The 23,209-nt window shown below is 37.2% G+C and carries 15 protein-coding genes; 11 read left to right on the top strand and 4 right to left on the bottom strand.

The window, feature by feature from the left end; translation table 11 throughout:
* Nucleotides 1–397: 397 nt before the first annotated feature.
* Complete coding sequence (locus AC25Y5_RS02595) at nucleotides 398–3,913, top strand: S-layer homology domain-containing protein (RefSeq protein WP_488138973.1); 3,516 nt, start codon at nucleotides 398–400, stop codon at nucleotides 3,911–3,913.
* Between the two features lie 618 nt (nucleotides 3,914–4,531).
* On the top strand, nucleotides 4,532–4,738 hold the full coding sequence (locus AC25Y5_RS02590; RefSeq protein ID WP_488138972.1) for a YwzD family small protein: 207 nt from the start codon (nucleotides 4,532–4,534) through the stop codon (nucleotides 4,736–4,738).
* Between the two features lie 241 nt (nucleotides 4,739–4,979).
* Here the strand turns inward: AC25Y5_RS02590 and AC25Y5_RS02585 are convergent, their stop codons facing one another.
* Entirely contained in the window at nucleotides 4,980–6,056 is a 1,077-nt protein-coding gene (locus tag AC25Y5_RS02585; RefSeq protein WP_488138971.1) for a CdaR family transcriptional regulator, read from the bottom strand.
* Nucleotides 6,057–6,344: 288 nt separating this feature from the next.
* On the opposite strand from AC25Y5_RS02585, the gene AC25Y5_RS02580 reads away from it, so the two are divergent.
* The 3 genes from AC25Y5_RS02580 (at nucleotide 6,345) to AC25Y5_RS02570 (ending at nucleotide 10,098) form a co-directional block, all read left to right on the top strand.
* Nucleotides 6,345–7,475: a glycerate kinase gene (locus tag AC25Y5_RS02580; protein WP_488138970.1), complete on the top strand. Its 1,131-nt coding sequence runs from the start codon at nucleotides 6,345–6,347 to the stop codon at nucleotides 7,473–7,475.
* 18 nt (nucleotides 7,476–7,493) lie between these two features.
* Complete coding sequence (locus AC25Y5_RS02575; protein ID WP_488138969.1) at nucleotides 7,494–8,840, top strand: GntP family permease; 1,347 nt, start codon at nucleotides 7,494–7,496, stop codon at nucleotides 8,838–8,840.
* Nucleotides 8,841–9,132: 292 nt separating this feature from the next.
* On the top strand, nucleotides 9,133–10,098 hold the full coding sequence (locus AC25Y5_RS02570; RefSeq protein ID WP_488138968.1) for an SHOCT domain-containing protein: 966 nt from the start codon (nucleotides 9,133–9,135) through the stop codon (nucleotides 10,096–10,098).
* Between the two features lie 160 nt (nucleotides 10,099–10,258).
* Here the strand turns inward: AC25Y5_RS02570 and AC25Y5_RS02565 are convergent, their stop codons facing one another.
* Nucleotides 10,259–11,485, bottom strand: coding sequence for an amidohydrolase family protein (locus AC25Y5_RS02565; RefSeq protein WP_488138967.1), 1,227 nt, complete (start codon nucleotides 11,483–11,485; stop codon nucleotides 10,259–10,261).
* Nucleotides 11,486–12,583, bottom strand: a complete 1,098-nt coding sequence (locus tag AC25Y5_RS02560; RefSeq protein ID WP_488138966.1) for a hypothetical protein — start codon at nucleotides 12,581–12,583, stop codon at nucleotides 11,486–11,488. It lies immediately after the preceding gene.
* A gap of 395 nt (nucleotides 12,584–12,978) precedes the next feature.
* Here AC25Y5_RS02560 and AC25Y5_RS02555 point away from each other — a divergent pair, with 395 nt between their 5' ends.
* The 5 genes from AC25Y5_RS02555 to AC25Y5_RS02535 all read left to right on the top strand — a co-directional run bounded on the left by AC25Y5_RS02555 (nucleotide 12,979) and on the right by AC25Y5_RS02535 (nucleotide 18,805).
* Nucleotides 12,979–13,215 (top strand): hypothetical protein, encoded by a 237-nt coding sequence (locus tag AC25Y5_RS02555; protein WP_488138965.1) that lies wholly within the window; start codon nucleotides 12,979–12,981, stop codon nucleotides 13,213–13,215.
* A 109-nt stretch (nucleotides 13,216–13,324) separates the two neighbouring features.
* The gene (locus AC25Y5_RS02550) at nucleotides 13,325–14,104 is read left to right on the top strand and encodes an MPN domain-containing protein (protein WP_488138964.1); all 780 of its coding nucleotides are present in this window, start codon (nucleotides 13,325–13,327) and stop codon (nucleotides 14,102–14,104) included.
* Between the two features lie 901 nt (nucleotides 14,105–15,005).
* Complete coding sequence (locus AC25Y5_RS02545) at nucleotides 15,006–15,896, top strand: phosphate/phosphite/phosphonate ABC transporter substrate-binding protein (protein WP_488138963.1); 891 nt, start codon at nucleotides 15,006–15,008, stop codon at nucleotides 15,894–15,896.
* Nucleotides 15,897–15,960: 64 nt separating this feature from the next.
* Nucleotides 15,961–18,390 carry a bifunctional diguanylate cyclase/phosphodiesterase gene (locus AC25Y5_RS02540; protein ID WP_488139250.1) on the top strand — a complete coding sequence of 810 codons (2,430 nt, stop codon included), beginning with the start codon at nucleotides 15,961–15,963 and terminating at the stop codon, nucleotides 18,388–18,390.
* Nucleotides 18,391–18,655: 265 nt separating this feature from the next.
* Complete coding sequence (locus AC25Y5_RS02535; protein WP_488138962.1) at nucleotides 18,656–18,805, top strand: hypothetical protein; 150 nt, start codon at nucleotides 18,656–18,658, stop codon at nucleotides 18,803–18,805.
* 321 nt (nucleotides 18,806–19,126) lie between these two features.
* Here AC25Y5_RS02535 and AC25Y5_RS02530 read toward each other — a convergent pair whose 3' ends face one another.
* Nucleotides 19,127–19,552: a hypothetical protein gene (locus tag AC25Y5_RS02530; RefSeq protein ID WP_488138961.1), complete on the bottom strand. Its 426-nt coding sequence runs from the start codon at nucleotides 19,550–19,552 to the stop codon at nucleotides 19,127–19,129.
* Between the two features lie 482 nt (nucleotides 19,553–20,034).
* Here AC25Y5_RS02530 and AC25Y5_RS02525 point away from each other — a divergent pair, with 482 nt between their 5' ends.
* Nucleotides 20,035–23,115 (top strand): purple acid phosphatase family protein, encoded by a 3,081-nt coding sequence (locus tag AC25Y5_RS02525; RefSeq protein ID WP_488138960.1) that lies wholly within the window; start codon nucleotides 20,035–20,037, stop codon nucleotides 23,113–23,115.
* Nucleotides 23,116–23,209 lie beyond the last annotated feature (94 nt).

The following is a 23,209-nucleotide window of genomic DNA, read 5'->3' as shown; positions in this document are numbered from 1 at the left end:
AGAGCTCAAATTTGGGTTATAATCTCCTGCATTTTTTGAAGTAAGTTACTAAAGTCTTGATAGGGCGCAGAGAATTTACTTTGACGTGAAAATTAAAAAGCGATGCCTGTGCACCGCACCATTCAGACGCTAATCAGACAGTTTCTATGTAAGCGTCAAACTTCTCACACGTAAGCGTCAAATAACGCCCATCTGTCATAGTACATAGTGAGTATTTTTCAGGGACAGTTACAGCCCTTAAATGAGTCTGTTTTTGTTGAAAGGGCAATTTAATAATAGCTTAATCCCTCCCCGAATTAGAACGGAATATAAAAAGAAAAAACTGGTACATTTGGACTAATAATATGATATAGTTTGTTTTGATACTTTTGATATTGTTGATAGGGAGATGTTATTTGTGAAGAAGAGATTTCTGCTCATTTTTTTATGTTTTATGATTACAAATTCTATTATCTTTCCAGTTATAAATACAAATGCAAGCGGTGGAGATTTTACAGCCCCCACATTGGAAAGTGTAGAGGTTAGCTCAAGAGAAGTTAAGATAAATGACACAGTAACAATAAAAGCGGCAGTAGAAGATGATATTTCGGGGATAGAATATGTTCGAGTTGGATATCAGTATCCTAATTGGATAACTAAGAATATTTATTTAGAATATAGCGAAATTGAAGGTTTGTGGATAGGGAAATATACTATATCTACCAAAGATTTGAATGGGGTATGGAGATTTGATTCTATAGATTTTGTTGATAAGGCGGGAAATTATGAATCTGTCAAATCAGAAAATATCCCTAATAACTTAGATATACTTATAGACAATCCAAATGTTGTTGATACCACTCCTCCGACAATAGAAAGGATTGAGTTAGTAACAAAAGAATTAGAAGTTGGTCAAAAGCTAATCATAAAGGCTAAAGTAAATGATGATATTAGTGGCGTCAAAGAGGTTCAGGTATCCTACAAATCGCCGCACGGAAATAAGAGGTTTAGAATAAATTTATCACATGATAAAGAGAGTGATTTGCATATAGGGGAATACACCATATCATCTAATGATGCAAATGGGATTTGGAAACTTGGAGCTATAATTCCATACGATGAAGAATTGAATTCCAGGGTAATATATCCTGAAGACATGTTAAATCCAGAAGAATTGGATTTTACAGTAAATAATTCAACAGGCGGCGACTTTACAGCCCCAACACTTGAAAATATACAAGTAAGCCCTAGAGAAATAAGGGTAGGAGAATTCATAACAATAAAGGCCAGTATTAAAGATGACATATCTGGGGTGTTTGAAGTAGGTGCTTTAATGCTTCCACCACAAGGCAATAGTTTCAGAATGATTGACTTACATGATGAGGATAAGGATGGTATTTGGAGGGGGCATTATAAAATACAGTCTACAGATGTTAGGGGTACATGGAAAATAGATAGTATTTCCGCAAAGGATAATGCACATAATAGCAAGGATTATAAAATGTCAGACTTGGACTATGCTGAAGAGATGAAATTCACTATATTGGATGATTCAGATGAGCCGTCGACAAATCCAAATGATACCATAGTTATTCCTGATGTAAACCTTAAAGAAGCTATCAAGAAGACTTTAAATATTAAAAATGATTTAACAATAAGAGATATGGAGCAATTACACTATTTAGATGCGGATAATCTAGGGATTTCCGATTTATCAGGTCTTGAATATGCGGAGAATATAGAAAGACTATACCTCCCTCGTAATAAAATTTCAGATATAACTTCATTAAGTAATTTAACTAACCTGAAATCTTTATTTTTAGGTAATAATAATATAAGTGATATAAGACCACTTTCTAAACTTAGGGGTTTAACTGAATTAACATTATGGGAAAATAATATTTCAAATATAAATCCTTTAGTGGATTTGACCAATTTAGTTCAATTAGAATTAACTGATAATAAAATCGATAATATTTATGGTTTGAAAAATTTGAAAAAAATTCATAGCCTAGGCTTAAGTAAAAATCGCATAAGCGATATTATGGTGCTTAAAGACCTTGGTATGCTTGTGAATCTAGGTTTAGGTGATAATGAGATTCAGGATTTGTCCGTTTTTAGAAATGGGTTCCCGGACTTACAGAGTATTAATCTCGATTCCAATCGTATTACAGATATTTCTGATTTGATAAATCAAAAACAAATTCGTCATTTAAATCTATCTAATAATAAAATAGATAATCTAATTGATATTGGACAATTTACTAATTTAAACAGTCTAGTTTTAAATAACAATAATATAACTGATCTAACACCACTTTCCAATTTGAAAAACTTAAGTGATTTGATATTAAGGGACAATAATATTTCAGACGTAGCTCCTTTAAAAGATTTAGTAAAGCTTAATTGGCTATATCTTTGGGGGAATCAGATTGAAGATATTGGCGTTCTTGGTAATTTGGAAAATCTAACTTCTTTTGAGATATCATACAATAAAGTAACAGACATAACAGTAGTTAAAAACTTTAAAAAGGTAAGAGAACTATGGCTTGCCAATAATAATATTTATGACATCTCATCGGTTGAAGATTTAAATGAATTGGAGCTAATGAATGTACGCAGTAACCCGCTTGATAAAAACAGTTATGCAACGTTAACTAAATTAAAAGAACAAGGCATTACTACTTATTTTGATCAACCGGAATTAATGAAAATTAAAAGTGTTGAATTGGGCTTGAAAGAAATATCAGTGGGAGATACACAGACTGTTAAGATAAAAGCTACAAGTCCATCAGAGATTAAGAGTATAAACATGTACTTTATAAACGATTTAGATACAAATAAAGATATGTTATTTACTTATAACAGTAAGGAAGATGCTTATATTGGTACTCTGAAAATAAAGGCGGATGAAGTAGGTGCTTGGAAAGTTAGAGACATCTTAATTTATCCTGAAGATAACCGAAACTCCCTTCACATCCATGAAGAGAATGCTCAAAAATATCTGGGGGAGAATTTTGATTGGTCTAGCCTAGAGTTTAGTGTCAAAAAAAATAAAATAGCCCCAGAACCACCAACAGTGAATGAAGTAACAGGGACTTCAACAAGTGTGACAGGAACAGCCGAAGTGAGTTCTACAATTACGGTTAAAGCAGGAACGAATGTAATAGGAAAAGCAACTACTAATACCAATGGTAAATATAATGTTGTGATAGAGAAACAAGAAGCAGGAACAAAATTGAATGTAACTGCAACAGATGGTGCAGGAAATATTAGTGAAGTAACGGAAGTTACTGTATTAAGCGTACAAATAACAGAACCACCAGTAACACCAACACCAGTAGAACCAGAACTTCCGAAACCAGAAGAAACTGATCTACCAAAATCAACGCCACTAAATGTATTCAGAGATGTATCGAATAATTATCGTTTTATTAATGAAATCCTCTATCTTTCTGATAAAGGTATTATTAGTGGATATAAGGATTATACATTTAGACCAAATGAAGTCGTAACAAGAGGGGCTGCAGCAATTATGATTGTTCGTGCATTGGGACTGGAAGAAGTTGTAGGAGAAACTGAATTCACAGATGTTAACCAAAGTACAGTAGCAGCTGGCTATATTGCTGCAGCAGTTAAAGAAGGGTTTATTAAAGGTTTTGATGATAATACGTATCGTCCTGATGAAATAGTTACTCGTGGTCAAATGGCAATTTTAATTAGTAGTGCATTTGGTATTTCTTCAGCTCCGCCTAATCCATTCAAAGATATGAACTCAAGCATTTCATCATTTGATGCTGTATCAAGAATATCTTCTCTTGGAATTACCAGTGGCTATACAGATAATACTTATCGTCCAAATGAATTTCTAACTAGAGGACAATTTTCTGCATTTTTAGCAAGAGCTGTAAATCCTTATTTTATTAAAAAATGAAAAATAAGAGTTGATTATTATTTATGTTTTTCTCTAGTGAATGTTAATTAATTAAGAGGGTAGCAATTAAGCTACTCTCTTCTTTATGCCACAACTTAAAAGCAAAAGCGATGCCTGTGCACCGCGCAATTCAGACACTATTCGGATAATTAAAGAGTTGAATGAAAGGAGTTCTCTGGCTGAAACACGGCTAGAGGTTTTTTCATTTTCAATCCAATTTTCCACCACCTTTTGTTGAGTTGGGGTTTAAACGCTCTTGAAAACATCCTCCTGGGATATAATTTAAAATGTAGATTCAATAAGAAACACCTGAAACTTTGTTAATTCAATGTTTCAGGTGTTTTTGATTTTGTTGAGACTCCTTACATTTCACCCCACCTATGCCCTTTCTTAAGTCTCAAAATGTCCCTAGAATTTGTCCGAAGTGGCTCTAAAATATGGCACACGTGTCACTATCTCATGTCCATATCCAGTTCAAGATCTTTTGTATCAAATTTAACATTAAATTAATAGATTACGACTAATTTCGACATTATATTTAATGAAAGTGTACTACAATATATGGAAAGGTTATTAATTAATATAACATGTAGTAAAAAGGGAAAGAGGTATTGTCGCATGACAACGGTAGAATTACAAGAAGAATTCAAGCGTATTTTAGAATATGGATATCGTCGAGGAAATGAGAATGATTCTATAAAAATGGCTGATTTTATTGGAGAGTTATCCGAGCAGCTAAGAATAGAGTTTAACAAGGATGAAATAGAAGGCCTAAATCCTAAATATAAGATAGAAGTGGAAAAAATAGCGATGTGTAAACGCTAAACTAGAGTTAACAGATTTCCACAAATAAGATTAAACAGTTCCCTAAAAAACTAATCACTCAATATACTGAATTGTACTGTGCACAGGCAACCAAAGGTTCATTAACCGGCGGCTCTCTTCCCCGCACAGCTGGCTCATTCTGTCCTCAATACTCACATTTTTAGGGATTTATTGGCTTGACTATTTGGGATAACATAGACAGAACGTTCGGAGATTCCTTATCACAAGGGATCTCCGTTTTTCAATCTTGGCACAACATCGCTATTTTTAACAATAGAGCATCTTGAAAGAGAGAAGGATCGTAGCCGGTAATTTCTTTAATTTTTCGAAGTCGGTAAGTCATCGTATGGCGATGAATTTCCAGTGCTGTAGCCGATTCCGACGTGTTTTGATTGTATTCGAAATAGACAGTAAGTGTGTCTTGTAATGAATTGTTCAAGCCATCCAACATTCTGCCGGAAAATCGTTGCGTTTCTGCTGAAGGGCATCGTTTTAAAAGCGTTACTAATTCCACGTCTTCAAAATAGACAAGACGCCGGCCTTCACCTCCGAATTGCAAGGCGTTTTTCGACGTTGTGTACGAGTACCGGATGTCCTCCAATAATTGTACAGAATACCCGATTCCGATTTTCGCTGTGGGATTTTTCCGCAACACATCGAAGAGCTTGGGCATCTTTTTTTTCAGCGTGACTTCATCTAATCCCGAAAGTAAAATGAAAAGTTCATTCAACTGGGAATGTCCAATGAGCACAGCATTTTTGTCAAATTGTTCTTCTAATTGCTCAATCACTCTATGGGGAGAAGGAAGAAAGCTATCCGATTCTATCAATAGCGTTGTGAATGGACCTATGGTATTAAATTCAAGCAAGTCGAGTCTTTCTTTCATAACTTTGGAAAACGTTTCACTACTCGTCAGTTCCTCAAAAATTAGTTCTTTCATCTTCCGTTTCCACTCGCCTTGGGACGTAATTAGCGACTGGTGAACCATCATCTCTGTTGTTAATTGAACGAGGTTAGCAATGTCTTGAAGTTCATCGGGGTTGCCTGTTATGCCGATAACGCCGACTAATTGTTCTTGGAAATGAATCGGCATATTTATGCCGGGCTTTGCCCCTTGCCACTCCACTGAATTTTCTTCCATCACCCGTAAGAGGTCTCCTGTTTTTGCGACGAATGTTGCCCCTTCATGGATTTTCCCAATCCGCTCGGACTCTCCTGACGCCAATATGACTCCGTTTGTATCCATAACATTCAAATTGTAATTCAATTTGACCATGGTTTGCTTCACTATTTCTTCTGCAAGTTGTTTAGTAATCAAAAAAACACCTCCGTGTATAAGAATTCTAAATATTTGAGTTCTTATTTGTACATTAAGTATAGTGCTTATTCAAAAAAATATCACTATACTTATGAAAGCGCTTAACTTTATTGAGTAGAAGTAGAGGCCTTCTACTTTTACTCAATAAAGTTAAAGTCTCCAGGAAGGAATGAAACCCGATTTCTCTTGGGAGAAATGGAACCCAATTCCTCCTGGATGCCCCAGATTTTGAAACCGACAAGTGGGGTTCAAAATCTGGGCGTAATTGATAGTAAAGAGGTGGATTTTATGAAAATTATTGTAGCACCGGATTCATTTAAAGGAAGTTTGAGTGCGATAGAAGCAGCACAAGCAATGGCTGCTGGGGTTTGTGAGTATGATTCAACAATTACAACAGTGTTAATACCGGCAGCTGACGGCGGGGAAGGTACAATGCAAAGTTTAGTAGGTGCGACGCAAGGAAAAAAAGTATCTTGTGTTGTACAAGACCCACTTGGAAGGAAAGTCGAAGCAAGCTACGGCGTTCTCGGGGATGAAGAAACATGTGTCATTGAAATTGCAGAAGCTTCGGGACTGATGCTTTTACGTAAGGACGAAAGAAACCCACTGATTACGTCAACATATGGAACAGGGGAACTCATTCGTCATGCACTCGATGCTGGATTTCGTAAATTTATTATCGGGCTTGGCGGAAGTGCGACGAATGATGCGGGAGCCGGGATGTTACAAGCGCTTGGTATGAAATTACTTTCCAAAGAGGGTGTGGAATTGAATTCTGGCGGAGGTGCCCTCACCGACCTTCATGAAATCGACTGCGCTCATTTTGATAAAAGAATCGCAAAGAGCCATTTCCTAATTGCCTCTGATGTGGAAAATCCTTTCGTCGGCCCTGTTGGTGCAACCGCTGTTTTTGGTCCGCAAAAAGGAGCGACACTTGAAATGGTGACGGATCTCGATGAAGGTCTAACAACATTTGCGAATGTAGTAGAAAAACAAACGGGGATTTCACTTCATGCGAAAAAAGGGGCTGGCGCAGCTGGAGGGGCTGGCGGCGCAATTCAAGCGTTCATGCCTGGGGAAATGAAACAAGGCATTCATGTCGTCTTGAAAGCAATTTCATTTCATGAGCACCTAAAAGACGTAGACCTTATTCTGACTGGAGAAGGAAAAACGGATGTTCAGACGCTATCGGGAAAAACACCATTCGGAATAGCGAATGTGGCGCAAGAAGCAGGAAAACCAGTCATCTTAATTTCAGGAATGGTGGATGGAGAAAGTAGAGATGCCTTGCAACCGTTTTTTACGGAGTTGCATGAAATAGCAGATGGCACGCAATCTGTAGATGAATTAATGAATCACGCATTTCAGTTTTTGCAAGAAAAAACAAAAATAGTACTTGAACATTATTTTAGTGTTTAATGTGGAAGGGGTATAGTCATGTTATTTGGGGTGATTGCACTAGGTGTCGTTGTAATCGTTATATTAACTGCCGTTTTCAAAGTGCATCCATTCTTATCTTTATTATTCGGTGCATTTCTCGTAGGTATTGCTTCTGGCATGCCGTTACTAGAAGTTGTTGAAAGTGTTAACGATGGTTTTGGTAGCATCATGAAAAGTATTGGTATTGTGATTGTTGCTGGAACAATTATTGGGGTCATTTTGGAAAAATCGGGTGGTGCTTTCCGGATGGCTGAAGTGGTGTTGCGTGTGATAGGTGAAAAACGTCCGCAACTTGCTATGTCGCTCATTGGCTATATCGTCGCCATTCCCGTATTTTGTGACTCGGGATTTGTGATATTGTCAGGTTTAAAAAAGGCACTTGCCAAGCGCGCAAAAGTTTCCATTGCTTCGATGTCAGTTGCGCTTGCCACGGGTTTGTTCGCAACGCATACGTTAGTTCCGCCAGGGCCAGGGCCAATGGCTGCTGCTGGTAATATTGGAGCTGAAAATTATTTAGGAACGATCATCATAATAGGACTGCTTGTTGCGATTCCGGCTACGATTGTCGGTTACTTATGGGCTGTAAAGGTAGCATCTAAAATTGAGGTGCCTGAGGATACTGAAACAGGCGGTCTTGATTACGAGGAAATTGTGAAATCCTTTGGAGAAATGCCTTCTACGTTCAAAGCGTTTTTGCCAATTGTTCTTCCTCTTATCTTGATTGGAATTGGTTCAATTGCGACATTTGCAGGAGGAGATACTGGTTTTGTCGACGTTTTAAAATTTGTAGGCACGCCATCCGTCGCTTTATTGTTCGGCGTCCTTGCAGCATTGTTGCTTCTTCCGAAATTTAACGAAGAAACTTTGACGGGATGGATTGGTGTAGGATTGACGAATGCGGCACCAATTATTCTCATTACTGGGGCAAGTGGAGCGTTTGGGAAAGTGATTTCCAATTCTGGCGTTTCAGAGTTAATTAAGAATATGAACATGGAGATCTTTGGAAATGGTGCATTTTTCCTCCTTGTTCCATTTATTATTTCAGCTGCACTGAAAACGGCACAAGGCTCTACGACAGCCGCTTTACTCATTACATCGACCTTAATTGCACCGCTTCTGCCACTTATGGGCATTGAAGGAGCGATTCCGCTAGCACTCGTTGTCATGGCGATTGGGGCAGGGGGAATGATCGTCAGTCACGTCAACGACAGCTTTTTCTGGGTTGTCACAGAGTTTAGTGGCATGCAAGTAAAAGATGCCTATAAGGCACAAACGATGGCAACGTTGTTACAAGGGATCACAACGATGGTTGTCACAATGATTCTATGGACGATTCTAGTCTAGAACAACCGGTATAAATTTCAGGTAGCTATTATGATAGTTAACTACAATTCCATATTTATGAACAGGAGATTAGATAGGTACTTGACTATCTAATCTCTTTTGGTTTTTTATAGAATTGGGTGAATTGTTATTTGTTGCACAGGTACCCTTATTATTTATATTAATTAGCATACGTGTATCTAGTGAAAAAGATATACGAAATTTAATAGGAGTAAAGAATGTTAATATTGTATTGTAAGGTCATCTATACTCAAGTAGTAATTATCCAGTTTTTTGAGAGGGAGTAATTTAATTGAATAGCTCAGAACCAAATAATTCATTAGAATTAATATTAACTAATGCATTAAAATTGCCAGGAGTTAAAGTAAATCGTACTGAATTTTTATCTAAAACCTTGTCTGAATATGTAAGTTACAATGAACTTGTTGCTGTTTTGGAAAAAGGGCCAATTGAAGCAGGAATGAATATTGATACTCTAAATAAAGTAGCTAAATCCTTGATTGAGAAACGTACGCTTCAAAGTACTTCTGCATCATTTGCTGCTGGAATCCCAGGTGGGTTTGCCATGGCAGCTACAATCCCGGCTGATATTCTTCAATTCTATGGCGTTTCACTACGTTTTGCTCAGGAATTGGCGTATCTATTTGGTTACAAAGATTTATGGGAGGATGAAAAAGTGAATACTGAAAGAGTTAGGGGCGAACTTACATTATTTTTGGGGGTAATGTTTGGAGTTGCTGGTACCTCTTCTGCATTAAAAGTTTTGTCTTCTAAGGTTGCCCAGCAGGTATTAAAAAAACTACCTCAAAAAGCATTAATGAAAACAGTCTATTACCCAATTATCAAGAAAGTAGCCGCTACGATTGGAGTTAAATTAACAAAGAAGACTTTTGCTCAAGGTATTTCTAAAGCAATTCCAATATTAGGCGGGGTAATTTCAGGTGGTTTAACCTATGCGTCAATGAAACCAATGGGAACACGTTTAAGAAATACTTTATTTGAATCCGTTAATAACTACTCTAAAGAAAATTTTAAAAAGGATTTACGAGAAATGAAAAATGAAATCCCTGATATTATTGATGTGGACTTCACTGAGTTAGAAGATGATGTTTTGAGTAGCACTAATGTAGAAATCAAGAATAATAGTGTAGCTGATGAATTACTTAAGTTCAAACAACTGTTAGATATGGGTGTTCTTACACAAGAAGAGTTTAGTATGAAAAAAGAAGAGTTGTTATCTAGTAAATCTACTATATAATTAAAATAATTTCAGGTACCTGTGCAGGCTGTATTCTGGCAATTTACTACAATTCCATATTTATGAACAGGAGATTAGATAGGTACTTGACTATCTAATTTCTTTTGGTTTTATATACAATTGGGTGAATTGTTGGTTGGTGTTTGTTGCACACAAACAATTACTTTGTTCGATCAATTACTTTTTCACCTCGAAAGAAAACTTGCCTTATGTTTTCAATCTCAGTAATTTCTAAGCCAGGAACACCTTCCGCCACCAGGAAGTTTGCATCTAATCCCCATTCTAGTTTACCAAAGCAATCTCCTTTGCCTAAAATTTCGGCTGGATGTGCAGTTAACATTGCCAAAATCTCATTTTCATCATAGTCATGTTGCTTTAATAACTGCATGGCCGGGTTGGCAATGAGCATCAATACATCTGGTCCTTTTAGGGTTTGATCTCGAAATGGCAACCATGAAATACCTTGATAAGGGGGTAAGTAAGCATCTGTAGAAATTGAAACACCAATACTATTATTCATTAATTTAAGAATCTCTTCAGGTGAATTAGGCCGTAAATGAGTTCCGCCCATCGGTGTAGCGACAACTTTCACCTGTTGTTCTGCTACTTTCTTTATTTGCTGTTCCGTAATGCCATGTGCATGGTGCAACACATCAACACCAGCCTCCAAGGTCATTTGCAGAGCAACCTCACCAGCAACATGCGCACCTATTTTCTTGCCAGATTGGTGATAGATTTCTACGATCTGTCTTAATTCCTCTAGTGTATATATGATTTCTCCTGCCCTTGGGACTTCATCTGTAGTGAAATTCGCAGGCGTCGCATTGATAAAAATATTTTCACCTGGATAGTCACTTGCAAGAGCAATTCGTTGCACTACATAAGGATTGACTAACTCTTTTTTCTCTATGGTCTGTGACTGAGTAATAGCCGAATAATGAACTAACTTTTCAAAACCAATCGATATACTCGTCGTTGCAAAGGAAACATCAAGCGGCATATCTAAAACAGCACTTCGATAATCGCTCACCGTAAAATTAAAGAAAGGATGCCCGCATATTTGTTCCCCAAGTGCTGTAATCCCAGATGATAGAGCACTAAGGAGTAGTGCTTTTCCTACCGCTAAATGATTTTCGGGAGAAGTAACATAAAGTGAAGATGGTGCATACTCCAATAAGTGCGTATGGCAATCAACCAGGGATGGTGTTATGACATAATTCGAGTAATCCATAACAGGTAAACTAGGATACTGTTCCTTAAGTTCTTCCCATTTCCCCACAGCTAAAATCTTTCCATCTTCCACAGCAAAAGCACCATTATCAATCGTCCCTAACTTACTGACAGTGACAATCTTTTTTCCCCTAACTATATAGCGGTGACTCTTCATCTAATTCACCAAAAACGGTGTTAAAAAAGCAGCTAATACCCAAGCTGTAACAACTCGTAATAGCAGTCCAATCAATGCAGCTTTTAAAGCTTCTTTTTCATTAAGATCAGATGTTTCCGACCAAGTGGCTGGAATCTGACCAAAAATGACGGACAGTGGCAACCCTGAATTCGCCAAAACAAATGATCCGACAATTAGCCGTGGATCCACTGTACTTGCAATATCAGCTAGTTGAGCAACCGCCAACGTAGGAGCAGCAAGGATTGAAATGATTCCCGTTGTTGGTTCAATACTTATGACAGTTAAGATCGATGATAAAGAGGATTCAATTACACTCCAAACACCAAAAAACTTGAAAGTACCAATAAAGAAGAACACAGCTGCAACAGCTGGAATTATGATTAACAAAAGGAGTTCTACACCTTCTTTTGCCGAGGAAAATACCGTCTCCAGAAACCTTGTTTTTGGCGTAAAGCGAGGTAGATGTTCTAATTCAACCCTTTTGGTATCTCGATAAATTGTTTTTGATAAAATAAAAGGAACCACGATAATGGGAAGGAAAATCGAGAGGACAATAAGTGGAAAGGATTGAATACCAAAAATGGAAAGTGCAATGAGCCCTAATACCAGGGTAGCGAATGATTGTGGAGATTGAATCATTGTTGCGATAGCTATTTTTTGTTCCGCCTTAGTAGCCCTTGCTTTAACGAGAATCGGACCAGAGATTTTTCCAGCCGCGTTAATATCACCAAGGATATTATAAACACTTGGTATGATAACAGCCGGGTTGATTTTAAGCCACTTCATTACTGGAACAAAAAGTCGTATGAGACCATCCGTAAATCCTAACCGTTCCAATAATCGACCAAAAATCACACTGACAATAATCGCAATCCCCACTTCACTTGTTAAAAATACATCTACAACGATTGGTTTAACTTCCCCAATGATCGTATTAAAAAAATCAGCCAGTGAATTAGGAGCAAATAATAGGATAATCAGTGAAATGCAAACTAACAAAACCCCTATCACTTCAAAAGGATACCATTTTGACCTCGGAGACTTGGCTTTTGAGGTAAATGCTTGTTTTTTGTCCATAGTTAGACCCCCTACCGTTTTACTAACTTATGTGTGGAGGAATTCTTGTGTGTTTGTCTATCTTAAGTTTCAGGTGCCCGTGCAATAAAAAAATCTGACTATTATGAGCGATTACATATTTATGAACTGGAGATTAGATAGGTACCTGATTATCTAATCTCGATTGGTTTCTATACAATTGGGTGAATTGTTGGTTGTTTTTGTTGCACAGGCACACAATCAATTAGCGATAATAAAAAAGTCAGCCATGTTGAAGGGGCTGACTTTTTCGCTTGTTTAGAACTATTAGTTTTCGTAATATAATAGACCTATTCAGAAAATTAATCTATCAATTTTCAAAGTTTGAACTCTTTTCGTTCTGTTACTATCAAAATCAATGGGGGATAGATGCTATTATGTCGATACATGTTATTTTAGGGGTTACGGTTTGCACCCCTACTATGATTAAGACGCTTAAGCTAAATGGAGTTAGTAATATTATAGTTCTGAATGAACGGCATAGAGGTGACGAGGAATTGGTGGATGATGTTGCTTACTTATCGCCGGATCAAGCGAAACCGTATATTGAACAAAATAAGGAAGTTGTTTTTCACAAGTATATGAATGGAATCTATCTTAACAAGAAACGTTAATATTAACGCGACATAGTTTTTGGCATCCGGTAGGATTACAATCTTAAGCCGAGATCAAGAGTTTATTTCAAGGTGTTGGGACGTTTTTTCATAAGAGGGAGTGTTATCGATGATGAATGATGAGAAGCCGATTGAACTTATTCAACATGTTTTATCAACAATGATTTTAGATGCTGTACAATTTTTCCCGCAAACTAAGAAAAAAGTTCATTCGGAGGCACATGGTCTACTATTCGGTCTTGCGAAAGAAAAATCGATTGAATGCGACTATGCGTTTCCAGTAGGAAGTGTAGCAAATCGGAGTGATATGTCTGTTGCTCCTGACTCACTTGTAGATAAGGCTGTGAAGTCCACAAAAGAATTATTTTCTACATCCTCCTGTGTCGGGACCTACCATAGCCATCCCCATGAGGAGCCTTTTGAAGATTGGGCGGATCCGAGTAATGGTGATTGCGGATCGGCGAATTATTTAAATTTACCGTATTTCTTTATTATCGCAATTGCACGGAATGGAAAGAAGGATAAACCATTATCACTCTACCCTGTCGAGAGCGATGCCATTGAATTTACATATAACCCAAAGGCAGACCCGCATGAATCACCAAAGGTAAAGTCTATTAATCGAAAAGTCTTATCCCTTGAAGGGGTATTCCAGAAGTATACCTTTGCAATTCGTGCATATAAAAATACCGGGAAGTCGTTAGTTGACGTTGATTTAATTTCCTCTGAAGCTGCATTGGTGATGGTTTTACAAGAAGAAAATATAAATCTAGACAGGCTTACTATGAAAGAAACGTATAGTCTGCGCAAAATGGAGTATAACCTACGAGTAGAAAATGAAGAGCGCGGACAGGGGAATTTAACTTACCATATAGAGAAGTTAAAGTAGGAGGGATTGATGTCTTTAATTTCAGGTGCCAATTCCAACAATTCACCGCAATTACATATTTATAAGGCGAAGATTAGATGTTTACTTCAATATCTAATCTTCTTTGAATTTACATACAATTGTGGGAACTGTTCATTGTTGCACAGGTACCGATTTTCAATTGGTATTATAATTTTGTTTCCACTGTGTACCCTGCAAGTTGTGAATGCTCTTCTGGAATCCAACCATCACGTAATCGGCATATCCCTTGATATAAACTTCCATCAATGATATTTTCCAGCCATAAGCACAACTCTTTGATTGTTTCTCAATCTTTCAAGTGAACACCGTTTTTGTAAAGTGAATACTTTTGCATCTTAATTTCCTCCGATTCTTCAGTATCATCATTTACATCTATTAAATTAATACCGCCACCACACCTTATTATACTGGAGAAACCAGCATAAAGTTGTAATTGAAATGTTATTCATCTTTCGTCAAAGCAGTAGATTGCCTTTAATTGATTTCAGGTACGCTGTGTGCGGCACCCCGCAATTGCTGGTTCTATACTCTGTAATTGACTGTTAAACTGGTCTTTCTCACACCTGAATAGTGGAGACCTGAGGTTGTCAAAACAGGGGTGGACGTAAGAGCATCTTTATCTTCTCGACCGTTAGCCGCTTCTATCTTGTTATTGCGGAGTGCCCAAAGACTTTCACCGTCCGATTTTCATACAAAGTTTCAAAAATACTAGGTCCAAAATAATTTATCGTTCAATGGGTACCTGTTTATTATTGTGAAAAAGTGGTTATAAGAATGATAAAACAATATGAAAAGTTTACAAACAATCAATACAATAAATAGTATAATAGTCACTGTGTGCTATATACTATAACTTTTTTGAATAGGGTGTGTATCTGCAATGATTAGCAAAAAGATAGGCTCCATTTTAGTTTTCTTTATATTGAGTTTTATTTTGGCGAGTTGTGAAGGAGCCCCAAAAAAAATGACAATTGGAATGATTCCTGTCAAAGACGCTGCAGAAATGGAGGCAGACTTTGAACCTGTTCGGATATATTTAGAAGAAAGACTGGGACGTCCGATTGAAGTGGTTGCTACTGATAATTATGTGAGTTTAATCGAAGCAATGAAGGATGGGAAGATTGACATCGGCTGGTACGGCGCTTTTTCCTATATAGCCGCTGAAAGTGAAATGGAGCTGACTCCATTGATTGTCCAAGATAGAATAGATACCGGTATCTACTATAACTCTCTTATTCTTGCGCATAAAGATTTGGGAATTCACTCGATTGAAGAGTTAGAAGGAAGGAAGTTCGCGTTTGTCGATTCAGGTTCCACATCAGGGTTTGTCCTACCTTATACATTATTTAAGAGTAGACATATCGATTATGAAACTTTTTTCAGTGAAACGTATTATGCTGGTTCCCATGATCAGGTGACCTTCGATATTCAAAATCATAAAGCGGATGCAGGAGCTATTAGTAGTGTCCAGTATAACAATTTGATAAGAGAAGGGAAGATCCAGCCGGAAGACATGAATGTCATTTGGAAGTCCGAAGATATCCCAGGCTCTCCGTATGTGGCTAGAAGTGATTTAGACAAATCGATTCAAAAAAGCTTCACGCTCGCCATGATGAATATCCATAGTGAAGCACCTACTAGTTTAAAGAACTTTGACGAAAGTATTGAGAAATACATAGAAGCGGATGAGAAAACTTACAACTCAATTAGAAATATAGCAACCATTCTTGGAAAAGAATATATGTACGAACATTTCTTGAATGAGGAATAGACGTTCTATCGTAGCATGGAGGTGAATCAATCTTTTGAAAATAAGAAGCATTAAATTCTGGGCGATGATTTTAATTTTTCTGATGTGTGTCACAACGATGTCCTTATTCACTTTCTTATCCCAAAAAAATTTAAATGAGAGCCTAGAAAAAATATATAAAAACGAATCAGAATCTATATTAAATAACACACTACTTTCCTTTGAACATCAACTTTCTATCGTAGATAATACTTTAGAACAACTTAGTCAATCACTCCTCTTACTGAGCAATTATTCGAGTAGTACGGATGAGGTTGCAGCTTTGATACAAGTACAGCAAGAAAATTTCCCTGTTTATGGACATCTTGTATACGGTTTGGAGAATGGTGACTACTTTCAAGGAATGGATGATAAAATCCCGGAGAGTTTTAATCCAATCGAACAAGAATGGTATCAGCTTGCTCTTGAAAATCCCGATGATGTATTTTGGACAGAGCCGTACCTCGATTTTATAACGCAAGAAATCATTATTACTGCATCTAAGCCCGTCATTAGTCCGGAAGGGATTCAAGGAGTGGTTGCGGTCGATTTGAAACTTGTAGAAATGAGTAATCAAATTAGTAACGCAAAAATCGGAGAAGACGGATTGATCATGCTGCTGAGTCGTAATGGCACGATTCTAGCCAACCGGGAACATCATATGATTGGGGAATTACCGTTTGGATCCAAGTTCGAAAGTATAGTAGAAGACGCAAAAGGAAGTTATGTTCCTTATATCATTCAGGGAAAAAACTATCTTATACGTGCTGATACAATTAGAGAGAATGGCATGAGCATAATGGCGGCCATCAATGAAAAGGAAATCACTCAAGAACTATTCAAACAGCAATTGCCGATTGTCATGATTGGCTTACTTTGCTTCCTATTGTTTGGTACCATTACATACTTGGTTGCTTTAAGAGGAGTGCGTCCTTTAAAAAAAATGGGCACGCTGATGGCTTCCGTAGAAAATGGGGATTATGATGTCCACGCAAAAGCAAATGACTATATCGAGATTGCACGCCTATCAGCCGGATTTAATAGTATGATTCAAGCCATCAAAAAGCGCGATGAAGAACTCCTTATTTCAAATCAAGAGCTGATTGTCGCAGAAGAAAAATTACGAGGTAAATATATAGAACTAAAAGAGTCAAAAAAAGTATTGCAAGCAAGAGAGGAAAAAATCGAGCATTTAGCATCTAGTGATTCACTCACTGGGTTATTAAATAGAAGAAGCTTACAAGAAACGTTAACAGAATCACTTGAAGTCGATCAGAATGAATGCTTAAAAGCTGTTGTTTTTCTAGACCTGGATAATTTTAAAATGGTAAATGATTCGCTGGGTCATACATTTGGAGATAAGTTAATTATCGAAGTCGCCAACAAACTAACTTCATTATCCCCCATACATAAAGAGGTTGCTCGAATAAGTGGAGATGAATTTATCATAGTGCTTCATGATGTAGCGTCAATAGGGCAGGCAAAGAGCCTAGCTGAAGAAATAATAAGTCTATTTGACACACCTACTATCGTGGAATCTAGAATGTTAAATGTAACAGCCAGCGTTGGAGTTGCGCTGTATCCGCTTCACGGGGAAACGGCAGAAGAATTGTTGAAAACTGCAGATATGGCCATGTATCGGGCAAAAGGTTTAGGGAAAAATGGATACCGACTATTTGATGAAAGTATTCAACGAGAAGTAGAAGAAAAACTGAAAATAGAGCAGGGCATCCGAGAGTCTTTGAAAAACAATGAATTCGAATTATTTTTTCAACCGTTATATAATTCGGTAGTAGGAAGAAGTACAAGCGTTGAAGCACTCTTACGAACAAATTCACCTGCCCTTACTGATTATAATACGATCCAAATTATTCAAACAGCTGAAATGACAGGACAAATTGTAGAAATCGATAAATGGGTATTAAAAGAGGCTTGTAGTGCGGTTCAAAAGATGAATAACATGTTGAAGCAGTTTGTGCATATTGCTGTTAATATTTCGGCGATCCATATTATGCAACCTGATTTTGTGGCTGGTGTAAGGAAAATAGTGGAGGAATCGGGTATTCCACCTGAGTGGATTGAACTGGAAATCACTGAAACTGCCATGATGAATTCGTTCGACTCCAATAAGCTAAAATTAGAAGAACTGCGAGAAATGGGGATTTCCATTCATCTTGACGATTTTGGAACGGGCTACTCGTCTTTAAGTTATTTGAACAGTCTACCGATTGATCATGTGAAGATTGATAAAAGCTTTGTAGATGAAATGCTCCAATCGACGAAGAATCTTAAATTTATTGAAACCATCATTAACTTAGCCCATACAATCGGTTTAAAGGTTGTAGCCGAAGGTGTAGAGCACAAGGAACAGTTTGAAGCTCTCAAACACCTAAACTGTGAATTAATCCAAGGTTATTATATAAGTAAACCGGTAAATTTTAAGGAAGTTATCCGTATCCTCCAACAGAATAAGTGAAAAATGCCAGGTATCGAGACAAATCAAATTTACATGGGTACCTGGTATTTTTCTTGATTTTTTCACTTCTATTCAAAATCAAATAGACCTTGAGTATATTGAGGAAGTTAACGTAGAGGAATTAGTAATATTACGAATTGGCATGGGACCAGATGAAGATATCCAGCTTTACTATTTTACAGCTAGAGACTAATGTAATGATAAAATTCCTAGTATTTAAATGTAGCTCAATATCCTTTTTGGATACCAATGAGATTAGTAATTGTTGGCTACTCATCGCAATATGATGGGGCTTTTATTGATGCAAATTGACGGCATGCAGGGGCTCAAAGAATGGACAGGATTGTCGCACCCGGATGTCTACGAAGTGAAAGTGAAAAAGGATACCTATTACGCAAGGAGAATCTGGGGCTGAAACCCCCCCCTGATATCTTTTACAGATCCCTAAATTAGTAACGTTTAAACCTCAGGGTCTTTAATGTCTATCCTAAGGGGCGCACTGGTGCATAATCCTAAAAAGAAGAAGTTTAAGAAATGAAGAAACCACAACAAACGTTGTAATAACAGCGTTTGTTGTGGTTTTTGTTTTAGAGAATTGATTTAACCAAATACGATCATTTTCTCGAAAATGATGGAAGAGTTGGGTAATCTGCTTTTTATTGGGTGCAACAATTTTAATATCTAGAAGCGTCTAATCGACGCTTTCCAGACTCAGCTTTGATAACTGTTGAAAAAATTAGTAATACTGTTGATTCTGTTGAGACATATTATGATTTTGCATTTGTTGATTTTGCTGAAACTGTTGTGCTTGCTGGCGTGCTTGATTTAGTTGTTGTTGTGCTTGGCTTATAGCTTGGTTAACTTGATTTAAGGCTTGATTATTACTGACAGCTTGTAAACCCTGATTAAGAATTTGAACTGCTTCTAGCATAGATTGTTGAAGTTGTTGGTCCGTTTGGCGAATTTGTTGTTGGGTCTGCTGGCTAAATTGACCTAACTGTTGAAGAAATTGATTTTGCTGCCCTTGCCCCTGATAAGACTGTTGTTGACCATTAAGGTTTTGCATTGAATTTATTCGATTGGCAAATTGTCCAATCTCTTCAGAAAACTCAGCCTGGGCAGCTTTTTGTACTTCTTTTTTAATATGCTCTTTCTCGCTCATTGTAACTCAACCTTCGGATAATATTTTTGAACTTAGTTAGCTTGCCACCGTGGGGCGTTTTATACACTCGCCCAAAAATAGTAAGCGGTGCTGAGGGAATAAGATTGGCGAAGTTCGACCTCAGCTAGTTCCTCAAATTTTCCGACCTTCAAATTACGATTGCGTAGCTTATCTTTCCATTTTCAATGTAGAGATAAGCTACGCAATCGTTGGTCTCCAGCAAGAAACTTGTAATATATTCATGCAGTTCTATTAAACCTTCGAAACTATTTCAATTAACCTCCAATATCGCTATACAACTTCAAATCTAATCCCCCATTTAGTATTCAGTTACATTTCTTCAGTAAGTGCTTCAAACGTGCTATTTGATCAACTTTACTTAATTTTCACATTAAACTAACAGTATTACAATAATTGTAGAGTAATATAAAATTGTCTGTAAATTCCGGACGGAAAAAATAATAGAATGGAGTGTTGGTAGCGTGGTGTCCGTAATAAAAGAAAACAAATCATTGCGTCGTTTCTTTGCAGTTGCTCTCGTATTATTAATGGTCCTTTCAAATTTAAGTCCATTTGTAGGAACAGCCGATGCAGAAGAAGCTGAGGCAAAGTCAGACTTGTCTTTACTAGACAGAGCAAGCACATGGAAATACCTTGACGATGGTTCAGACCAAGGAACAGATTGGAAGGAAAAAGATTTTGAAGATAGCACATGGAAAGCGGGAGCTGCACCACTAGGTTATCCTGAATCTGAGAAGCATGGGACGTTTGGTAATATCGCAACGATTATTGACTTTGGTGGCGATTCTAGAAACAAGCATGCAACATCATATTTCAGAACAACTTTTGAAGTAGAAAATCTATCAAAAATAAGTACTTCAGGATTAATCACAGCTGGTATTGATGACAGTGCCATCATTTACCTAAATGGAAAAGAGATTGTTAGATATAATCTTCCTGAAGATGAAGATATTCCATTTAATCGCTATGTTGAAGATTATGGCCTTGATGATTCACCAGAAAGCAGTGATAAAACTTTTAATTTAACTGAAGAACAAATGTCATACCTAGTAGAAGGTACAAACGTACTTGCTGCTGAAGTACATCAGGACAGACCTTCTAGTTCAGACATATTTTTCGATATGGAATTTAAATCGATTTATCAAGCACCTGTAGATCCAACAGTGTATGATGCATCTAATATTTCTTTTGCTCCAGGGGCAGATGAAACAGAAAGAAATTACTCATGGTATTCTCCAAAAACGGATGTACCAGGTGTTATTGAATATGCGAAGGTAGAAGATAGTAGTGTTTCAAAATTCCCAGAAGACGCAAAGTCTGTTACAGCAACTCTAGCAGCAGCATCTTTAGGATATCAAGCAAATGAGACAACAATTACGGGAATCGAAGGTTCTTCAGAATATGTCTATCGTTTAGGTGATGGCAATGGAAAATGGTCAGAAACTTACAGCTTCAAAACTCAGGCCACAGATTCGTATAGTTTCCTATTCACAGGGGACCCGCAAATTGGTTCTTCTGGTAATGTTCCTAGTGACACAGCTGGATGGGTAAACACGATAAATAAAGCAATTGAAAAATACCCGAATACAAGCTTTATACAATCAGCAGGGGATCAAGTAAATGATGCAAACTCAGAAGAAGAGTACACAGGGTTTTTTGCACCTGAACAACTGAAACAATATCCAACTGCAACAACGATCGGTAACCATGATGATACAGAGTATTATGAATATCATTTTAATACACCGAATCAAAATCCGGAATTAGGAAATAAGGATAATTCTGGTGGGGACTACTATTTCACATATGGCGATACACTTGTAATGAACTTGAATTCGAATAATAAGAATGCAGCAGAGCATATTCAGTTTATGGAAGAGACAGTTGCGGAAAATCCAAATGCTAAATGGAAGTTTGTTGTATTCCATCATTCCATCTATAGTGCAGCAAGTCACTCTCTAGAAGCAGGAATTATTAAGTTGAGGGAAGAACTTGTACCTACGATTGATAAGTTAGATGTTGATACTGTTCTAATGGGACATGATCATTCCTATGTAAGAACATACCAAATGAAAAATCTTCAACCACTTAAAAATCAAATGATTGACGAACATGGCAGTGTTATTAACCCAGACGGTACATTATACCTGACTGCAAACTCTTCAAGTGGTAGTAAATATTATAATTTAAAGGATCCTGAATTTTATTCAGCAAATAGATCACAATTGAGAACGCCCACGTTTACAAATGTTGAAGTGACACCAACAAGCTTAGAATTTACGACACATCGTGTAGATACAATGGAAGTAACGGATACGTACAAGATCGTTAAGGATCCAAGTATTGAAGTAGTACTTCCAGCTCTTGAGTCTGTTTCAATTGAAGCAACAGGAGAGGTAGTACCTACTGAAGCAACAACATTCTATCCAGAAGTCTCACTGAACGTAACTGGTAAAAATGTTAATGGTGGCGTGTATGATATTGCTAACGAAGACATTACGTACAAAACAAGCCCGGAAGGTCAACTTTCTATTTCTAAAGATGGAAAAGTAGCTGTTGAAGAAGGTGCTAAGCCCGGTAATATTCGGATTTGGGCAGAAGTAACAAATGATGGGAAATCCATAGAAACAGAAAAAGTAACCATTCAAATCGTTGAGCACACTGAACAAACTATTTTTGAAAAAGCAAAAACTTGGAAATACCTTGATAATGGATCGAACCAAGGTACTGAATGGAGAGCAACTGATTTTGATGACAGTAGCTGGATGAGCGGAGCAGCACCACTTGGATACTCAAAAACAGAAAATCGGCCAATGTTCGGCTCTGTTAATACACTTATTAACTTTGGTCCAGATTCTGGTAATAAAATTCCGACATACTATTTCAGAACAGCATTTGAAGTAGAGGATTTGAGTAAGATTGGTGACGTTGGACACATTAACTTTGGCATTGATGATAGTGTTATCCTTTATCTAAATGGACAAGAAATTGGAAGATATAATCTACCAGAAGGCGAAATTGGTTATGACAAATATCTATCAGATTTAACGGGATCAAGTGTTGCTGATGAAAGTAGATATGAAACATTTACATTAGACGCTGCAGATTTAGCTCATTTAGTTGAAGGTACAAACGTATTAGCTGCAGAGGTACATCAGGACCGTGCAACTAGTTCTGATATTTACTGGGATATGGAATTCATTACTTCAGTAAATAACGAAACGGAAGAAGAAACGATTACTCCCGAAAAAGTATATGATTATCAGGGTTACTTTACTGGAAAACTAATAATCCATGATCCAAGTGTATCGGTCTCACTCGACGCAGCATCAAACATTAAAAATGGTGTTGTGTTCACAGGTGAATATGCAGAATTTCACGGGGAAGGGTTTGCGAATCAAACCGTAACCATTAAACCGAAAAAAGACCGTGCAGTCGTCGTTGACTTTAAAGGAACTGAAGTAAAAGAAGTTATTATTGAAGGAAGCAATGTTGAGGTTCGAGGCGATGAAAATGTACAAACCATTACTACTGCAAAATAAGTGGTAAAATATAGTGAATGCAGTTCCTAATATTGGAACTGCATTTTTTTTTATATATTTATGCAATAAAACGCGCATGCGAAACGGGTGCGCT

Source organism: Sporosarcina sp. Y1011 (assembly GCF_057669885.1).
This window is presented reverse-complemented; position numbering and strand designations above follow the sequence as displayed.